The organism is Paenibacillus graminis, assembly GCF_000758705.1.
Taxonomy (GTDB): Bacteria; Bacillota; Bacilli; order Paenibacillales; family Paenibacillaceae; genus Paenibacillus_AQ; species Paenibacillus_AQ graminis.
The window spans coordinates 908,103-926,532 of record NZ_CP009287.1 but is presented as its reverse complement, the minus strand read 5'-3'; the positions used below and the strand labels follow the sequence as shown (position 1 = coordinate 926,532).

At 47.8% G+C, this 18,430-nt stretch carries 13 protein-coding genes; 3 read left to right on the top strand and 10 right to left on the bottom strand.

Annotated elements, in window-relative coordinates:
* Positions 1-145 precede the first annotated feature (145 nt).
* The 10 genes from PGRAT_RS03960 to PGRAT_RS31445 all read right to left on the bottom strand — a co-directional run bounded on the left by PGRAT_RS03960 (position 146) and on the right by PGRAT_RS31445 (position 15,403).
* Positions 146-1,756 carry a bifunctional metallophosphatase/5'-nucleotidase gene (locus PGRAT_RS03960; RefSeq protein ID WP_052415690.1) on the bottom strand — a complete coding sequence of 537 codons (1,611 nt, stop codon included), beginning with the start codon at positions 1,754-1,756 and terminating at the stop codon, positions 146-148.
* A gap of 31 nt (positions 1,757-1,787) precedes the next feature.
* Positions 1,788-2,615, bottom strand: a complete 828-nt coding sequence (locus tag PGRAT_RS03955; protein ID WP_025706767.1) for a carbohydrate ABC transporter permease — start codon at positions 2,613-2,615, stop codon at positions 1,788-1,790.
* A 12-nt stretch (positions 2,616-2,627) separates the two neighbouring features.
* Positions 2,628-3,512 carry a carbohydrate ABC transporter permease gene (locus tag PGRAT_RS03950; RefSeq protein ID WP_025706768.1) on the bottom strand — a complete coding sequence of 295 codons (885 nt, stop codon included), beginning with the start codon at positions 3,510-3,512 and terminating at the stop codon, positions 2,628-2,630.
* A 117-nt stretch (positions 3,513-3,629) separates the two neighbouring features.
* Positions 3,630-4,925, bottom strand: a complete 1,296-nt coding sequence (locus PGRAT_RS03945; RefSeq protein ID WP_025706769.1) for an ABC transporter substrate-binding protein — start codon at positions 4,923-4,925, stop codon at positions 3,630-3,632.
* Between the two features lie 236 nt (positions 4,926-5,161).
* Positions 5,162-6,016 (bottom strand): response regulator transcription factor, encoded by an 855-nt coding sequence (locus PGRAT_RS03940; protein WP_025706770.1) that lies wholly within the window; start codon positions 6,014-6,016, stop codon positions 5,162-5,164.
* On the bottom strand, positions 6,013-7,860 hold the full coding sequence (locus PGRAT_RS03935; RefSeq protein WP_025706771.1) for a cache domain-containing sensor histidine kinase: 1,848 nt from the start codon (positions 7,858-7,860) through the stop codon (positions 6,013-6,015). Before PGRAT_RS03935 ends, PGRAT_RS03940 begins: the two co-directional genes overlap by 4 nt.
* A gap of 204 nt (positions 7,861-8,064) precedes the next feature.
* Complete coding sequence (locus PGRAT_RS03930) at positions 8,065-9,081, bottom strand: carbohydrate-binding protein (RefSeq protein ID WP_025706772.1); 1,017 nt, start codon at positions 9,079-9,081, stop codon at positions 8,065-8,067.
* 242 nt (positions 9,082-9,323) lie between these two features.
* Complete coding sequence (locus PGRAT_RS03925) at positions 9,324-9,893, bottom strand: SF0329 family protein (protein WP_025706773.1); 570 nt, start codon at positions 9,891-9,893, stop codon at positions 9,324-9,326.
* 129 nt (positions 9,894-10,022) lie between these two features.
* Positions 10,023-11,012: a tRNA dihydrouridine synthase gene (locus PGRAT_RS03920; protein WP_025706774.1), complete on the bottom strand. Its 990-nt coding sequence runs from the start codon at positions 11,010-11,012 to the stop codon at positions 10,023-10,025.
* Between the two features lie 368 nt (positions 11,013-11,380).
* On the bottom strand, positions 11,381-15,403 hold the full coding sequence (locus PGRAT_RS31445) for an S-layer homology domain-containing protein (protein WP_052415689.1): 4,023 nt from the start codon (positions 15,401-15,403) through the stop codon (positions 11,381-11,383).
* Positions 15,404-16,239: 836 nt separating this feature from the next.
* Between PGRAT_RS31445 and PGRAT_RS03910 the strand changes: the two genes are divergently transcribed.
* The 3 genes from PGRAT_RS03910 to PGRAT_RS03900 are packed head-to-tail and all read left to right on the top strand — an operon-like array spanning position 16,240 to position 18,430.
* Positions 16,240-16,941, top strand: a complete 702-nt coding sequence (locus tag PGRAT_RS03910) for a lantibiotic protection ABC transporter ATP-binding protein (RefSeq protein ID WP_025706776.1) — start codon at positions 16,240-16,242, stop codon at positions 16,939-16,941.
* The gene (locus tag PGRAT_RS03905; RefSeq protein ID WP_025706777.1) at positions 16,941-17,702 is read left to right on the top strand and encodes a lantibiotic immunity ABC transporter MutE/EpiE family permease subunit; all 762 of its coding nucleotides are present in this window, start codon (positions 16,941-16,943) and stop codon (positions 17,700-17,702) included. Before PGRAT_RS03910 ends, PGRAT_RS03905 begins: the two co-directional genes overlap by 1 nt.
* Positions 17,699-18,430, top strand: coding sequence for a lantibiotic immunity ABC transporter MutG family permease subunit (locus tag PGRAT_RS03900; RefSeq protein WP_025706778.1), 732 nt, complete (start codon positions 17,699-17,701; stop codon positions 18,428-18,430). The genes PGRAT_RS03905 and PGRAT_RS03900 overlap by 4 nt, the downstream gene beginning before the upstream one ends.

Genomic DNA, 18,430 nt, shown 5'->3' with positions numbered 1-18,430 from the left:
TATTATAAAATAGCTTCACTGACAGCTGCTGTCAGTGAAGCTATTAAAGCTGAACATATTCCATTAAGTCTTGGTGCAACAGCAGCAAGCTTATCCTTCAAGCTCTGTGGTTCTATGATCCGGGGGAAGCAGACGAACAGCACAGCTACCCGATCCCCACAATCGACCAATTATGATCGACTTCCGGCGATAACGTCCCCTGTTCCTTGATGTAGCTGACAAGCATATCCCGGACGCTGCAGGACGACTCCCAATGTTTGGCCCTGCTGACCAGTTTGGACGCCTTCAATAAGCTGCTGTAGCGGTAGTTGTTGACGGCAAGCTGCAGCTGCTGGGTATCGGCAAGCGGTTGGCCTTGGTACAGCACATTGATGATCCGGTGACCGGCTGGCTGCGACAGATCGATCTGATAATCGATCCCGGCGAACATATCATAGAGGTAACTGGGCACCTCAGGATTGGCAGTGATCTCACGATCACCCGGCTGCCACTGGTTGAAATGCGTTGCCGAGACTTCCATATAGGCTCTAAGCTCTTGGCCGGTTACAGTCACAACGTACAGCACATTGTCGAATGGATAGATGCGGTACACATCAGCGTAAGTTAACGGCCCCTGCTTCAAATCCGCCGTATCTGCGAACAGGCTTGTGGCGGCAACATCCGCCCCGCTGGCCTGCAGCATCGCCTTCTGAATCAGCGTAATGACCGCTGTATCCCGCAATCTTCCCGCCGGTACTCCACCCGTCTCCGCCTGCGGCTGGAAGTCTGCGGCCGCGTACCCCAAGATGCTGCCTGCCTCCGCTGAAGCGGAAACTCCGCCTCCCTGGCCGCTGAAGGTCATCGTCTCTTCATGCGCTTCCGCAACCAGCTTCCGGAATTCAGGGTCCGGTTCCCAGCCGGCCATATCCACAATCGAGACTTCCTTGTTCACCACCCGGGGCCTTGCACCATCCAGCTGAACGGTCAGGTCGAAGCGGACCACCTCCCGTCCCCGGTCGCGCGGCCCTCCAATAACGGTATCCCCGATCCGTTCCTTAACGGTAATATGCATATGCCCGACGAGCAGCACATCTGCCTCAGGAACCAGCTTCGTAATGCGCTCAGCGGAATCCGAGCCGCCTTCTTCATCGAACTCGGCTACCATTCCCGCATGAGCGCTGATGACAATAATGTCGGCCTTGCCTTCAGCCCTCAGGGAGGCAGTCATCTGCTGCGCCGTTTCAGCCATGGGGCCAAAGTGCAGCGCATCCACCTTTCCGGCGTCCCAGCGCGGAATATTAGGATTAGTCAGTCCGATCACGGCGATCCTGACGCCTTGGATCTCCATTAGCGTATACGGCTCTGCGAACCGTTCTCCGCTGTGATATGCGGCATTCGCAGCGAGCACAGGGAACTCCAGTTCCTGCCTGAACTTCCCGATCAGGCCAAGCCCGAAATTAAATTCATGGTTGCCGAGGGTCATGGCCGCATAACCCATTGCATTCAGCGCCGCCGAGACCGGATGTATACTATCCGGCCGCTTATTGTAGATATCATCCGTCAGCATATTCCCCTGGAACACGTCACCGTTATCTATGAGGATGACTTCTGCTCCACTGTCCCTGACTTCCCTGACATAGGCGGCGACTCTGGCCATCCCGTCATTCGTTGTCTCGTGGCCGTCTTCATACCGGTAGCCCCACAGATTTCCGTGAAGATCCGAGGTGGCGATCATTACGATATTCAATAGTTTGCTGGAACCAGCCTGTATAGTCATCTCTTCATCCTTCTTCCCTCTTCCGCCCTAATTACTTCAGAATCGCCCCTGCGGTAAAACTCTTCTCCATCTGGTCACTGAACAGCACATAAGCCAGCAGAATGGGCAATGTCGAGATGACCATAGCTGCTGCGAGCGGCCCCCAGCTGATGCTGTATTGACCGCTGAAATTCATCAGGCCCAGCGGCAGCGTCCTCAGCTCTTGCTTTTGAATAAAGGTGGCCGCCATCAGGAGCTCATTCCACACCGCCAGGAACACGAAGATCGCTACCGAAGCAAGCGGCGGCTTGAGCAGCGGCAGCACTACCTTGAAGAAGGACTTCACCACCCCGCAGCCGTCCATACATGCGGCTTCTTCCAGCTCCTTCGGCATGGTCCGCAGAAAAGCCGACAGCATGTATACGCCAATAGGCAAATTCACCGCAATGTACGGCAGAATAATGGACAATCTTGAGCTAAGAATCCCCAGATTCTTGAGTATCATGAAGAGCGGAATTAGCGTAGCATGAATCGGAACCATCACGCCCATCAAAAGAATGAACAAGATGAGACTGTTATATTTGAATTTCATCCGTGTTAACGCATAGGCCATCATCGAAGCAAACAGCAGCACAAACATGAGTGTAACCAGCGTGACAATCACACTGTTGCCAAAGTATTGATTCACTTTGGCACTGACCCACGCCTCTGTAAAATTGCTTAAGCGCCACTCTGCAGGAAGCGCCCAGACTGTCCCGCCAATAATCTCCGAATTATCCTTAAATGCACTGATCACCAGCCAGTAGAGCGGAAACAGCTGGAGGACGGCGATAATGATCATCAGGATATAGATGCTTGAATTCTTCGTTTTTCTGAGCATGACCGGTCCTCCTTAATATTCAATTTTCTCTTGGGTCAATATTTTATTAAGCACCCAGGAAATAATGAGGCATTCCAGCACCATAAATACCGCAAGCGCACTGCCATAACCGAAATTCTGCTTCAGGAAGGCTTCCTGGAACATTTTCAGCGCAATCACTGTTGTTGAATTCAGGGGTCCCCCGTTAGTCATGACGTACACACTTTCGAACGTCTTCAGGGCATAGATCACATTCAGGACGATACAGATCCGCAGCACATCGGACAATAGCGGAAAGGTAATATGACGCACAGCTTTCCAGCCCGTCGCTCCGTCCAGCTTCGCCGCTTCATAATACTGCTCCGGTATCCCTTGCATCCCGGCGAACAGGATCAGCATATTGTAACCGACATAATGCCAGGTAGTCACGATCAGGACGGACAACAGTGCCGTCTTCGTATCTCCAAGCCAGGCCCCAGTCCAGGCACCCAGTCCAAGGGTATCCATCAATGTGTTCAGCATGCCGATGTTCGGATCATAGATTTTGACCCACAGCAGGCTGACCATTGTCGTTGACATCACTACCGGAAAAAAATAAATATTGCGGAACCATTTACGTCCCTTCATCTTCCGGGAGACCAGCAGCGCCAATGCAAACGAGACCGGCAGCTGGATAAACACGCCTACCAGCAGGAAAGCAAGGCTATTCCATACCGCCTGCCAGAAGCTTTTATCCACCGTAAACATCTTGGTGTAGTTGTCCAGTCCAATGAAGGTCATCGGGTTAATGCCATCCCAATCCTGGAGACTGTAGTAGGCGGTCATCACAATAGGCACAAAATAAAAAATCAGAAAAACAGTTAATCCGGGCAATAAAAACAACGCGATTATTTTTTTATTAGAGAGCGCTTTTTCCATCACTTACCCACCTGTCAAATTACAGAAAGCCGATGCGGCCCCAGTGACTGCATCGACTTTCCTGGAATATTGTATTTAACGCTGCCGCCTTGAGGGGAACTGTGTAAGGAATCCTTCTTACTCGGCTGTACGCAGCAACGTCTCCAGCTGAGCGGTGAACTCATCGGCTGTAAGCTGCCCGCCATATAATGCTTGTGTCAGATCACGGTATTCCTGGCCTACATCTGCTGACAACAGACCGAACCACATCGCCTGCGTTTTGCTGGTCTTATTAATATCCGCAGCATACGCTGAGAGCTCCTTATTCTGTGATTCGGACTTCACCTCGCTCTTGGCGTACCCAGGGAGACCTTTTCTGACAAATTCATCATTAAGCTTCAAAGATAAACGGATGGCAAATTCCTTCGCTTCATCCAGATTTGCGGAGCTGTTGTTCACGAACAATGAGTATGGCGCCTGGGCGTTCTGGAAGCCGATGGTTGCACTGAGGACATCCTCTGCCCCCGTTTTAGGGAACGCAATATAGCCCAGATTGTCGCCCATTGCCGTAGACAGGGAGGAGAAGTTAAAGCTTCCGTCGATCCACATCACAGCCTTATCATTCTTGAACAGCTCTTGTGCATCCAGGTAAGCGGAGCCGAGGAAGCCTTTCTGGAAGGCATTCGAATTCACCAGGGTGACCACCTTATTCGCCGCCTCAACGAATGGTGGATCTGTGAACTTCGCCTGTCCGTTAATCGCCTTATCGAAGGCGTTCACGTCCTCACGGGCTACGAGCATATCGTAGAGCAGATCTCCTTGCCATCTTTCTTTTCCGCCCAGTGCAATGGGAATCATGCCTTTATCGTTTGCCGTTTTGATCAGCGCCTGAAGATCCTCCCATGTTGCTGGAGCAGCAGCGCCAAGTTCGCTTATCAGCTTTTTATTATAGTAAAGAACAAGGGTTGTACTGATGTTAGAAGGAACCGAATAGATGTTGCCATCCTCTTCAGTCACCAGCTGGTTGTCCAGGAATTGTGCGCCCAGACCCGTGGAATCCAGGGTATCGTTAAGCGGAGCCACTGTCTTTGACTGCAGAACAGGGGTACGGTAGGACTTGCCGGCATGCTGCTGGAATACATCCGGAAGCTCATTGGCGGCAAGCGCAACACTCAGTTTGGTTTTGTAGGTCTCATCTTGAATGTATTCATACTTCAGTTCAACGCCAATTTCCGCTGCGGCAGCCTCAGCTGCTGACTGGTACATCGGATCTGCATCGAAAATCCACAGCGTGACAGATTTCTTACTATCTGTTGCCGCCGCTTCCTGACCCTGGGTTCCCCCATTGTTTGCTTCCGCCCCTCCGCACGAAGTAAGCACTACACTGACGAGCGCGGCGGATGCCGCAACAACCCCAAACTTTTTACCAAACATCTGATTTGGACCACCTTTCACAATTTACGGTTACGAACCACAGGTACAATCTTAACAAGTACGAAGCCAGGTTCGAATGGAGATATATTGGCTCTGGCAGTAAAATTTTTAGGTGTGTCACGTTACTTTACATCCACTTTACATTTCTCCTTATGAATAACATCAGGTTTACACAATAACCGTTTTGCAGCAACAAAAAAGCCCGGCTGAATAACCGGACTCCTGCTGGCAACGGCTTAATATTTCCCGGAATAGGTTCCTCCGTATACTTTATTCGGGGTAATTCCGTACTTCTTCTTAAAGCATTTGCTGAAGTAGAACGGATCTCTGTAGCCGACCTGATGGGCGATCGTTGCTACCTTGGGAACCGAAGCATCCTCGGCGGCCGCCCCCTGGCGCAACAGCTCCATGGCTTTGCCCAGGCGGATATTCGTCACATACTCCACGAAAGACTCGTTAGTCTCCTTCTTGAAGACATGACTTAAGTAGCTCGGATTCACGAAGAGGGCACTCGCTGTGCTCTGAAGCGATAAGGTATCCTCGGCATAATGTGCAGTCACATACGCAGCTGCTTTGTGGATCAGCCGTTTCCCGCTGCCCTGGCGTCCTCCATCCTCAGAAGTCTGGTCCGCGGCCGGCTGCCCCCCGTAACCCGCCTCTATCCGCAACCGGTTAATGTAGCGTTCCTCTTCCCATTTCTCCTGCAACTGCGCACGGATGGTATTCAGCGCCTGTTCAACCGCCTCCTCATCAACGGGCTTCAGCAAATAATGGTCCGCTCCGAGCGAGATCGCCTGCTGGGCATAGGTGAAGTTATCATAGCTTGTGATGAAAATCAGCTTAGCCGCCGAGTCTAAGGCACGGACGGCCTTCACAAAATCGAGCCCGTTCATATTCGGCATTTCAATATCTGTTATAATCAGATCAACCGGCTGTTCCTCCATGATCCTCAAGGCTTCCGAACCGTCTTCCGCCTCTGCAACCACTTCGAAACCGGCAGAAGTCCAGTCTATCAAATGGATCAGCAGCTGCCTGAAATAATATTCGTCATCTACGATCAGGACGCGTGCTGCCGGCGCTGTAGTTCTCATTCAGCGATCCCCTCCCCCTGCTCGTCCGCTTGCATAATCAGCGGCAGCCGTACCTTCACTTCTACTCCATGTCCCGGTTCAGATGACAGGACGATACCATAAGCTTCGCCGAATCTCAGCTGAATCCGGTCCTGGATATTCTTAAGTCCGAAGCTGTACTCCTCTTCTTCACTGGAACTTAACCAGATCTGCCGCTGTTCCTCTTCACTCATGCCTTTGCCGTTGTCACGGACTGTAAAGCACAGAATACGTTCCTCTCCTGACCTTTCCATAGAGCCGGTAATCTCACATAAACCTCCGTCCGGCATCCCTCTGATTCCATGGTGAATCGCATTCTCGACCAGAGGCTGGAGCAGCATCGTGGGGACTTGGCAGGACTCAATTCCCGGTTCAAACGAAATCCGGTAATTCAGCTTTTTGAAGCGGATCTGCTGAATGTACAGATAGCTCTCCAGATGCTTCTTCTCCTGTGCAGCCGCAATCAATTCCTGTCCGTTGCTAAGTGAAATCCGGTAGAACTCCCCAAGCGCCTTCAAGATACTGCTAATCTCCTTAGCATTCGTCATCACAGCCATCGCACGGATCGTGTCCAGCGTATTATATAGAAAATGCGGTTTGATCTGCGAATACAGCAGCCTCAGCTCCAGCAGCCGCTTGGTCTTCTCTTCCGTTTCAATGGTTAGCATCAAGTCCTGAATATGCTCGACCATTTCATTAAATGTCGCACCCAGCCTGCCTACTTCATCCTGGCTGCCGGCAGATGCGCGTCTCTCAAAATTTCCGGCCCCCACCTCAACAATAACCTCACTGAGCTCGCTAAGGGGCCTGGTCAGCCGGCGCGCAAATACAACCGACAGGACCATGGCGGACAGCATGCTGATCAGCCCGAAAACGGCTATGGATAAGGCGATCTTCCAATATCCGTTGGTCAATTCCGAGGTGGGAACAAGGTGGATTACCTTCCAGCCATAGGGATCAAGCCTTTGTAAGGATACCAGATAGCGCTTGTCTCCCACCCGCTCGGTCCGGCTTCCTTCAGATGCCGACTTCACCCACCGGGCAAGCGAGTGATCCTCAACGGTGCGGCTGACGAGTGCAGCTTCATACGCGGAGATCACCACTCCCTCCTGGTTGATGACCAGGGTAGGATTCTGATTATCCTGTTCATTATGGTACAGCCGGGCGAGCGTCCGTTCGTCAATATTGACATAAATATAACCGATCGGCGTCCCCTTCTCCATGCTCATAATAACTCTGCACACACTAATCATATTCCTCTCAGTCATCCCCGACAGAAATGAAGGCTTCAGCGTATCTACCCAGACCGCACCGCCTTTTGCCGCATCAATCTTATCTTTGGGATAGATGGCGAGACTCTGCGAAGTCACACCGGTCAGGTTGGAGGTATAGTAGAGATCACCCCCGATCGATTCGATAATGACCGAGTCGATATTAGGCTCTGTCTCCAGCATTGCAGCCAGCGTGTTATGTATGGATTTTAGCGCGGAGACATCCCCGTCTGCTCCGGTATCCCGGCTAAGCACATTCTGTGTATCCTGGTTAATCAAAGCAAATTTCGAGAAGTTCTGAACCGATTGGAACACGGTCTCCATAGACTGGCTTACCAGGTTCACTTCCTGCTGCGAGCTGGCTGAAGTTCTGCGCAGCGTCTGATTAAAGACAATTCTATGAATACTTAGAACGAATATCACCAGAGCCAGTAGAACAATAAGGATGTTACTGATTAGAATCTTCCTCCGAAGCGGCATATTCGGTCTGAACGCCAAAGATTTAACCGCCCGGAATTTCTTCAAGAGGGATTGGTGAGACAGTAGCTTCTTCATATTCCCCTCCGATGTATGTTGAATCGTTCAGTATCATCTGCCGCTTGTTATCCCCCACTATTATACACAACCATTCAACTCTATCGGAAGACTGCGAGTTTATATTTTATAATACTTCACTGGCTTCTCCTGTCAGCGAAGCTATTACAGCTGAACATATAATAAAGACGCTGCGGAGGATTACCGAGCGTCTTTTTGCCTTTTTTAATTCTTCCCGCCATACCCCTTATATGTAGCGTAGACGGCATTGGCATATTGATCTGCCAGAATAGGGCGGCCATAGGAATCCGTTGCGCCTGGATACCAGTTGTCCCCTCCGTTATAGTGCAGCAGTCCGTTGTATATATTTCCGAATCTGACAATCTTCTCATTCAGGATCAATGCGCCCAGGTATACCTGATCCTGTTCACTGCTGTGATTATAGGCGCGGCCAAATTTGGCGCTGAATTGAGATAAATAGGCATTGCGTGTGTTAGGTTCTACCTGCATCAATCCGTCGCCGGCTGATGGACTGCCCGGCAGACCTGCTCCGAAGCTGCTTTCCTTCTTGATCACCGCACTCAGCAATAGAGCATAATCTCCGCCATTACCGAAGGCATTGTCTGCATTCATTACATAGGTCCAGATTTGGCTTGGAACTTCGGAAGGCTTGCTTACAGAAGGAGGCGTTGAACCCGTATAGATCTTAACCGAAGTCATCATGTCATTGACACTGTCGCCGACCCAGGATGAACTGGCAGTATAGGTCCATTTGGCTCCTCCAAAATTATCATTCTCATAGACTTCAACCGTCCAGCCGTTAGGAACCTTGAGCGAGGACATCCAGTCATTCGGAATTCCTGAAGCATTCAGCTGAGACAATACATAATTGCCTACGCCAAGGGTTACTGCGTTGCCGCCATAGTTAATGTCTGCATAGAATGTGACTCCATTCGTTGCCGGGGGTGTTGTGGGCGTCGGTGTCGGCGTTGTGGTGCTGCCGCTCTTCCACAGTGCAGGAACATTGGGCGGCTCCCAGCCGGTGAGGGAAGTATGTGCCTGAAGACAGGTGTAAGTACCACCGCTATAGGTGACTGTATCATTTACTGCATATGCCGTATTGGGAGCCCACGCTCCTCTGGCGGCCGCGCTTGCCGGTGGTAAGGCTGTGAAGAACAGGGATAGAAATACTGCGAATACTACCAAAAGGGATACGGCCCTGGCTGGAACTTTTTTAATCATTCATTTAACCTCCTTTAAATTTTATCTACCCCGGCTCCCGCCCATAGGCGCTCCACAGGGTGTTATATTTTATTGTGTTTTTTAAAATTAATTCCAGAGTTGATAAACTTTAAGGGGTTCGCTCCATCCCAAATAGCTCCACTGACATCCGCCGTCAGTGGAGCTATCCAGACCTGATATTCCATGGATTACCGTTCCTGCCGCAACCCATTCTCTTATTGGTGCCCGCAACGTATTGCGCCTCACAACGCCCCCCGCCGCAGCTCATAGAAATACTGCACCGCAGGATGCTTCAACTCCATCTTCTCCGCCATGCTTAAGATCCGCTTTTTCCCGACCCGTCTGTCCATAAGAGCCAGAATATTCAATACCATATCACTGCTCTCCAAGCTCTCCTCTATAGGAGTAGTTAGAAACTTATTAGCCACCACGATGAAATTCGATTTACATAATGAGGCCTGTGCTGTCATTAGCTCTTTGGCGTGTTCTGTACTTTTTCTGCTTCTGGCCATTACGATTAGGCGATCCTCCGGCACGGGTCCCTTGGCTGCTTGTCTGACCGCTTCAATGTCGTCATGGCTGACAGGAATGCGGATGTCCGGATCATTCTTAATCTCCAGCTCTGTCTGATACCATCTGATCGCGTTTGTTTTATCACTCATGTTGAGTATGTTCTTTTTATCTACTGAGATATAACAAATGCCTGATTTATCCGGTAAATAACGGTAACCCGGTGCGCGGTACTCTACCCTACCCTGTAACGCAGGACTGAGAAAGCCCTCCAGTTGTTGCTTCAATTTGCTCCAGGACATGTAATCCCCCTCCATATAAAAAAAGAGGAAAGGCTTATTGGCTCCGGGTTGGTCCCTTCCCCATCATCCGATCCTCAATCGTTTCACGTTTCTTCTATTTTCCACACGAATTTCTACAAGCTTCGCAGCCTAATCTCCATGTTCTTCCGCTCCAGCCTGCTCCTTGCTCTCAAATTCACCCAGCAGCGCACGCACTTCATTTGTGGACTTGGTGTTCATTAAGCTATTTCTTAATTCACTTGCCCCGCGGAATCCACGGACATATATTTTGAAGAATCGTTGAAGGGGGCTGAACGAACGTGGTGCCTGTACTGAGTATTGATCATAGAGATCCAGATGCAGCTGCAACAGATCAAGCAATTCCGTACTACTGTGCTCCCTCGGCTCCTTTTCAAAAGCAAATGGATTATGAAAAATACCGCGCCCGATCATAATCCCATCCACACCGTACTCTTCAGCGAGCCTCAGGCCGGTCTGACGGTCAGGGATATCCCCGTTAATGGTCAGCAGGGTATCGGGCGCCACCTCATCACGAAGCTTCTTAATCTCCGGAATCAGTTCCCAGTGGGCAGCTACTTTGCTCATTTCCTCTCTTGTACGCAGATGGATGGACAGATTCACAATGTCTTGCTGCAAAATATGGGTTAACCAGCCGCGCCATTCGTCTAAGCTGCTGAAACCGAGCCTTGTTTTTACGCTGACGGGCAGTCCCCCGGCTTTGGCGGCCTGGATGATATCCGCTGCGAGTTCGGGACGGCAGATCAGGCCGCTTCCCTTCCCATTCTCTGCTACATTCGCTACAGGACAACCCATATTAATATCGATGCCTTTGAAGCCTTCTTGCGCCATCCCGATGCTCATTTGACGGAAGAATTCCGGCTTATCTCCCCAGATATGAGCTACAATGGGCTGTTCATCCTCTGTAAACGTCAAACGCCCGCGCACCGCATGGTTACCCTCCGGGTGACAATAACTCTCCGTATTCGCAAACTCCGTAAAAAACACATCCGGTCTGGCTGCTTCACTTACGACATGGCGAAAAACAACATCCGTCACATCTTCCATGGGCGCCAGTATAAAAAAAGGCCGTGGTAAATCACGCCAAAAATTCTCTGTCATATCCAAAACCTCTCTATGAATACAGGACAAATCTTTATCCCGAAGTAGTAAAACTAAGTTGTTTATGCCCTTACTTCTTCTTCACTTATAGCATGTTTTAACAGTATATCATACCCCCGAGAGATCCGTTAATTTCCCCAACTCGATCCCCGCACCTTCTTATTTTTCCAGATATCCCCACTTTGAGCGAAGCCAAGGGTAAAAAAGTTTAGGCTCGTAAGTTAAAGAAGCGATTCATTCGGCGACCAGAAGAATACATTATAACATCATAACAATTAACGGGGATGCCTAAACCTATTTTCGCCGCACATAGAAGAAACCGCGCCAGCAATAGCTGTCACGGCTTCCATCATCCTTATGCGAATTTCTTACTTATTATACAGTCTGTAGAGGAACACCGCAGCTTCTGCTTTGGTTGTGTTTCCGGTCGGGTTGACTTTGTTCCCGCTGCCTTCGATCAACCCTTCCTTAACCATCGCAGCTACGCTGTTCACCGCATAGGAAGCAACTTCGGACTTGTCGGTGAATCTCTCCAGATCTGCAGCCTCAGCCTGGTTACTCAACTTCTTCTCAAGTTTCAAGGCTCTTTCGGTCAACACCATCATGTCCTGTCTTGTGATCTTATAGGCACTGCCGAATCTGTCGTTGTCTATGCCATTCGTAATACCAAGTGCTTTAGCAATTGCAATTTCATTATAGTAATAAGTACTCTTCTGTACATCGCTGAAATTTCCATTTACTCTTGCATTCAAGCCAAGTGCCCTGACAAGGGAGTACAGGAAATCTGCCCTTGTGATACCGGTTGACGGATTGAATACATGACCTTCTGTCTTGAGAATATCCTTTGACGCAAGTACTTCGACCGCGTTCTTGGCCCATACAGCCGTTCTGAGATCTGTAAATGTCCTGGATACGTAAGCTACTGCGTAGCTGCTGAAGTGAGTTGTTGTGAATGTTACCATACCGGTCTTGGGAGCATAGCGTCCGCTCGGTACTGTTAGAACATCCCCGCTTCCGTCAATGTACCAGACAACAATCATTTCGGGATTCTTCAATTCATCCGCAGACGGCTTGTAAGGCACGGATACCGTTACAGGTGCATCGGGATTGTTCCAGGCCGTTTCTTTGCCGTCCACCTTAAGGCTAAGCTGAATGATCGGCCTATCGCCGAGAGCCGTTTTCACTTCCGCCGGAAGCTTGGCCTTGTCGCCTTTTCCAATCTCCAGTGCTACTTCCTTGCCGCTGCTTTCAGTTGTGCCTGTCAACATGTTACCGGATATTACTACCTGACCGAATTCTGTGGAAATTGTGAGTTTGTCATCCTTTGTTCCGCTTGTCAGTGCTGCAGCAGGCAAGCCTACCGAGTATGAATTCACTCCTTGTGCCGCTGGTATGTCCAGGGTAACATTTTTCTCCATGAATTCCTTTGCTTTTGCCAGATCAAGTACCTTAACAAATGCAGTTCCATTATTCACAGTCGCCTGCATGGTTACTTTCTGGCCCTGTACAACTGGTGCTGCAGGTGTTACAGATGCTGCAGGTGCAGACGTTGAATACGTTCCAGGTGCAGGCGTTGAAGATGTCCCAGGATCAGGCGTTGCAGATGGTGTTCCAGGTTCCGGAGTGGACGGAGTCTCCGTCTTGCTATTGGTTACTTTTAGGGTATACGTCTTGACCCTGCCGTCTGCACCTGTGACCTCAACCTTTATATCCGTTTTTGTACCAGGTGTCAGCGCTATAGCTTCAGAAGCGGTACCGCTGGCAACCACCGTATCGTTCACTTTAATGGTTGACCTGCTGTCTGCCGCTGCCGCTGTCACGGTAATGCTGTCAGCATCCTTCAGGGACACATCATACTCTGTGGTGGCTGCGTTAAACGCCGGCTGGAGTGTTCCCGCACTCAGTGTCAGGCTGCTGAGGTCGGCATTCACACTATTTGGTGTATAGACTCCAAGATCGCCAAGGTCGATGGCATTATTCCCGATGGTCTGATATTCGCCTGCAAAGTAATCATCCAGATACGAATGTCCAAGAATAAATCTGTCCGGCTTCATGGCGCCATAGTAGCCGGCATTTGCATTGCTCTGCCCGTCAAACAGGACATAGCTCCCCTGCCATCCGGAACCGGATACACCCCAGCTGATAATGTGATCGATATACGGGGCGAACTTATTGAACATTTTGTAGAGCAGCGCGTACTGATAACCAAGGGCGTCCGACTGTCTGACATTGAGTACTGCGGGAGCAGTCGCACCGCCTCCGGGAGCATCGGTCGGCACCTTAAGGTCAAGCTCTGAATAGGTAATACCAGATAGCAGGCCCCGGTCAACGAGAGAGGCATAGAGGGCCATCGCATATTGGTTATCGCTTGCAAGGGTCTTACCCACCGCGTCGTGTCCCTGGATACTGATGTCCTCGATAAGAGGTCTTCCGTCATACAGCGGATCGGAGCGCCATGCAGTATTTAATTCGAGAACCATGTTGTATACAGTCCTCGCTTTGCTGCGGGTCGCTAGTCCGTAATCGTTATAGGTCAGCTTCGGAGGATTATTAACGATGTAAGCGTCAATGCTGCCTTCCTTGTCGTGTCCATCAAGCTTCATGTACTCTGGAAGGTTAGCGTAATTGGCTTTGTAAGCTTCTGCCATCTTGGCGTTGGGGGCCGCGATGTGCGCGTTTTTGAACAGCAAGTAAACGTAATGATCTGTGATGTCGCCGCCAATCTGATCATCTGACATTGCAGCAAGCCAGTTGGTGTGTTTCAGGCTCGTTCTCCAGCTGTTCGCATCCCCCGGGATGAGTTCGCTGTGGCGGCTTTCGTGTACCTCTTCGTTGAGTACATCCCAGGAATTGAAAGGAATGACGCCACGGGATTCGCTTGAGCCGTACTTCGTATCTGTGGTCAGGAAGTGCCGCATCACATACATGGTGTGGTTAAACTGCACTCTTCTTGCCATCTCTTTGTCTACCTTAACCGTAGTGGTAACGCCGTTGCCAAGTCCGTAGAAATCGGCCCCGCCATTATACCCGGAGGCAAGGTTCGCAGGAATAATCTGAGTCATCCAGCCAGGCGCCTGGTTGTACCATGCCAGAACATGGCCGTGAGACTTGTACTGTCCGGGAGTTCCCGAATCCCTGATCGCCTGATAAGCGTTAGTCGGGAAACTGTATTCCGCTAAGCCAGGGGCAGTGGTTGCGCCGTTCAGGGCCTCGCCGTTAACGCTTTTCAGCCATTCCGGGCCACGGGGATGCGTTCCATCGGCCTTCAGATTGTTGCCGTCGACGAAGATTTCATAGTGATTGGCTCTGGTTCCGGTTACGGGTCCGGTGCCGATCGCACCAACCATAAAGAGGCCATTTTCCTTATTGTAAACACTCTTTAGAGGCGCTACGGCACTCTGGTGTTCCTTGTTGACTACGTCCGGAAGTGCAACACCATTAGGATCAGGTGCGGTAATCTGGATGTTGGCGACAAGCAGCATACCAGTTTCTTCAGGACGGGCATTCTCGCCATGAAGCTCAAGAATAAAGCTCGAGGAAACGCCTGTTGAGGCGGTAATACTGTGATGCGCCTTCAACCAGGATTCACCGTTGTAACTGCCAACCCAGTCGGGATTTAGGTTGTTGTACTGGTAATCCCTGAGGTAGCTATCGAGGTTGGTGTTGGTATTTCTGACTCTCCACCTCATGTATTTGCCCTGCGCGCTCTTAGGATAGTAGACATCGAATTCAATCGTTGAACCATCAGTGACATTTACGGACGGGGACAACGGGGATTCGAGACTTATGCCGCCGAACGTGCTTTTTCCGTTATGGGCGTAATTAATCTGAAGCACTTCCGCTTTACCTTGGGCATCTGCAAAAGGATACGGGATCGTCTTGAATGTGCCACCGGCAAAGTCGGCGGGGACACGGTTGTCCAGCGGAGTTCTTGCCGTCCAGGTATTAGTGGGCGCGGTAACTTTTACAGGAACCTTACCCGGACCCGGATCAAGACGGAAATAGGGATCGGAGCCGTCTGATTTGATATTTTTAGTGAAATTCATTATGGCTTCTTTAAGACTTGCAATAGCTTCGTCGGTGGGAGTGTTCACATTACGCGCGAACTCAAGCGCATCATTAAGAGCTTGGAGTTCGTCAACATGCACCCAGGGAAAAGCCTGGTTCACATCAGAACCATAGACAGCTCCATACACAGACTGACTGACTTGGAGCGGGAATTCCGGATTGCCGGTTTTTAAAGCTTCGGCTTGAGCAATGAGGTCGTTCAGTTCAATTGACGGTTCCTCTCCAGCCGCAGCAGCCGGGACGGGAGTATACGTGAAGATGGAGAACAACATGATGAAGACGAGGAGACGGGAGATGTTGATTACACATTTTCTACTGTTCATCTTAGTTTGACTCCTTTTCTTAAGGAAATCTCTAAAGTCTTGTTTTAGAGTCATCGCAATTAATAGGTTGTTTCGGTTGCAGATATCCTATTTTTTAATATTTACTCCTGGGTTTATGTCATGTCTGGATTGACGATCAATACAACACCTCCCTCTGAACTTAAATAGCAGACAATAGATTGAAAACGCATTCACAAAAGCGGACGGATAGAAGGCCTCGATTATCTACAGCCCTGACATATGAATGCAGCCCTGCTTCTACTGACCACACTGATCCGCCAAATGTCTTGCGCAGTAACAAAACGATGCCCTTCCCTTCCAGATGTTAACTGTATGCGCTTTCCTGAGCAGCGTTTAAACGCCAATTACTTGCTGTAATAGCTTTCATAATAACAACAGGAAGGGAAAGTCTAAATATGGGTAATGCACGAATGATTTTAATATATTACGAAAATACATCTTCACATCTGATCCTGCATCAGCATAAAAAAAAGAAGACACCAGGTTTCCTGGTGTCTTCTTTTCATTTAGGACAACGCAAAAAATTCTCTGTCATATCCAAAACCTCTCTATGAATACCAGGACAAATCTTTATCCCGAAGTAGTAAAACTAAGTTGTTTATGCCCTTACTTCTTCTTCATTTACAGCTTGTTAAAGTAAAGTATATCATACCCCCGGGAGAGGCATACATATCCCAAAAAATTCAAAAAAGAGGGGGCCGGATGAATTTTTGAGTAATCACCCGCTTCCTTATAAAATCCTTAAAAATGGCTGTTACGATAGCAGGAACGAATCAAAAGTGTACAAACTGGAATGTAAAATGGAGGAATTTAAGATGTATGAGTACATAATAGAAACCAATAATGTTTCTAAAAAATTCAAAAAGACATATGCAATAAAAGATTTATATATGTCTGTAAGAAAAAATTCTGTCTACGGTTTATTAGGACCTAATGGTGCTGGCAAATCAACATTATTGAAGATGATTACAGGAATTATCAGACCGACTTCAGGTGAAATATTATTCAACAATCGCCCTTGGACCCGAAAAGATTTATTGAATATTGGTTCATTAATCGAATCACCTCCACTGTATGAGAATTTAACGGCATTTGAAAATTTAAAAGTGCGGGCGGCTCTTATGGGGATTTCAACAAATAAATGTGATGAAGTTTTACAAAAAATGGACTTAATGGATACTAAAAATAAAAAGACATCTGATTTTTCGTTAGGAATGAAACAGAGATTGGGTATAGCATTAGCGCTGCTAAATAACCCCGAATTATTAGTCTTAGATGAACCTACAAACGGATTAGACCCTTTTGGTATTGAAGAATTAAGGGAAATGATTCGGACATTTGCGGAGTCTGGGATTTCTGTAATTATATCAAGTCATATTTTAAGCGAAGTACAACAAGTTGCCGATGACATAGGGATCCTATACAATGGATCGCTCCTGTATCAAGACAAAATTGATGCCAATGAAAATCTGGAACAACTGTTTATGGATATCGTCAGAAAGGAGCGCGAATCCTGATGTTACGAACCTATTTAAAAGCAGAGAACTTGAAATTTAAACGCTCCCTATTTAGAAAACTCATTATATTTATTCCAGTAGCTTTAATTTTAATATCGATGGTATTTATATTTATTGGTATTGGTTTAGGTGGTTTTTCAAGCTCTATAGTTTGCAATTGGTGTATGCCTATTGCGTCTTTGTCCATTATGTTTTTATGTCATTTAGTGAATAATAAGGATCAAAAACACAAATACCGAACTCTTTATAGTTTGCCCATCGACTTGAAGAAGACATTTATTTCTAAAACAATTTTGATAGCACTTAATCTTTTGATAATATCATTATTGCTCGCATTTATCACGGTTATCTCTGAATGCATATTGTCAGGTGTCTCAGATGCAATGGGTCATAGCGGATATTATCTTTTAGGATACTGCTTATTGTGGCTCTCTTTATTATGGCAGATCCCTTTCTGTTTATTTTTGGATCAAAAAGCCGGATTTGTTGGTTCTGTGATCATAAATTTGTTCGCCAGTGCGTCAGGTGGTTTATTTTTTTCCTTGACGCCTTTGTTTTGGTTCTTCCCATATAGCTGGCCCGCGAGGTTTATGGTTACATTATTTGGAGTTTTGCCAAACGGATTATTAGTCGAAGCAGATTCAAGATACATTTTAAATGTAGGAGAAAGTTCATTGCTGGTATTGATATCCTCGCTTGCTATGCTGGTTCTTTCAGCATTGTTTTCGCGCTGGTACGAAAAGCAGGTGTATCGCAAATGACGATTATAAGAGAGTTCTTGTCCAACTTTACCAAAATCAAACGAACTCCAATTATTTTATTGCATTTGTTACTGCCTATCGTGGTTACAACATTATTTTTAGTTTATTACGCTTATGCCGGATACCATATTATTCCTGATGCGAGGTTGTTTTTCGTTATATTACAAATAGGTTATCCGATTTTTGTTAGTATCGTTGTGCCCATTTTAATTCATTTAGATAGGAATATTAGCAATATTCAAAATGCTCTAGGTTTAGTGGAATCTCGAAGAAGCGTATACCTGGGGAAATTATTCTTTCTACTGTTTCTTTCAGCCATAAGTATGATAATATATGGACTTTGTTTCTATATTGGAGTCCATTTTTTTCTGGATATCAGCATAATACACTTCGGTTCATATTTTGTCATATTTTATATATTTTTGTTTAGCAACTTATTTTTATATTTATTACACGTTCCGATTGCTTTTCGGTTTGGTTCAAGTATTTCTGTTTTGTCAGGGATCTCTGGTACAATTTTTGCAGGTTACTTTGAAAATGCGATGGGTGATAAAATCTGGCCGATCATTCCTTGGGAATGGGGTGTTCGGTTTTTGGAAAATGATTTTGGCTTTTCAAGTACACCTGTTTTCCCTGGAATTATTTCTCTGATTATTATCACTTTGATTGTTCTGGTTCTGTCACTACTATGGTTTAGTAGATGGGAAGGTAAAGTCATACAAGAATAA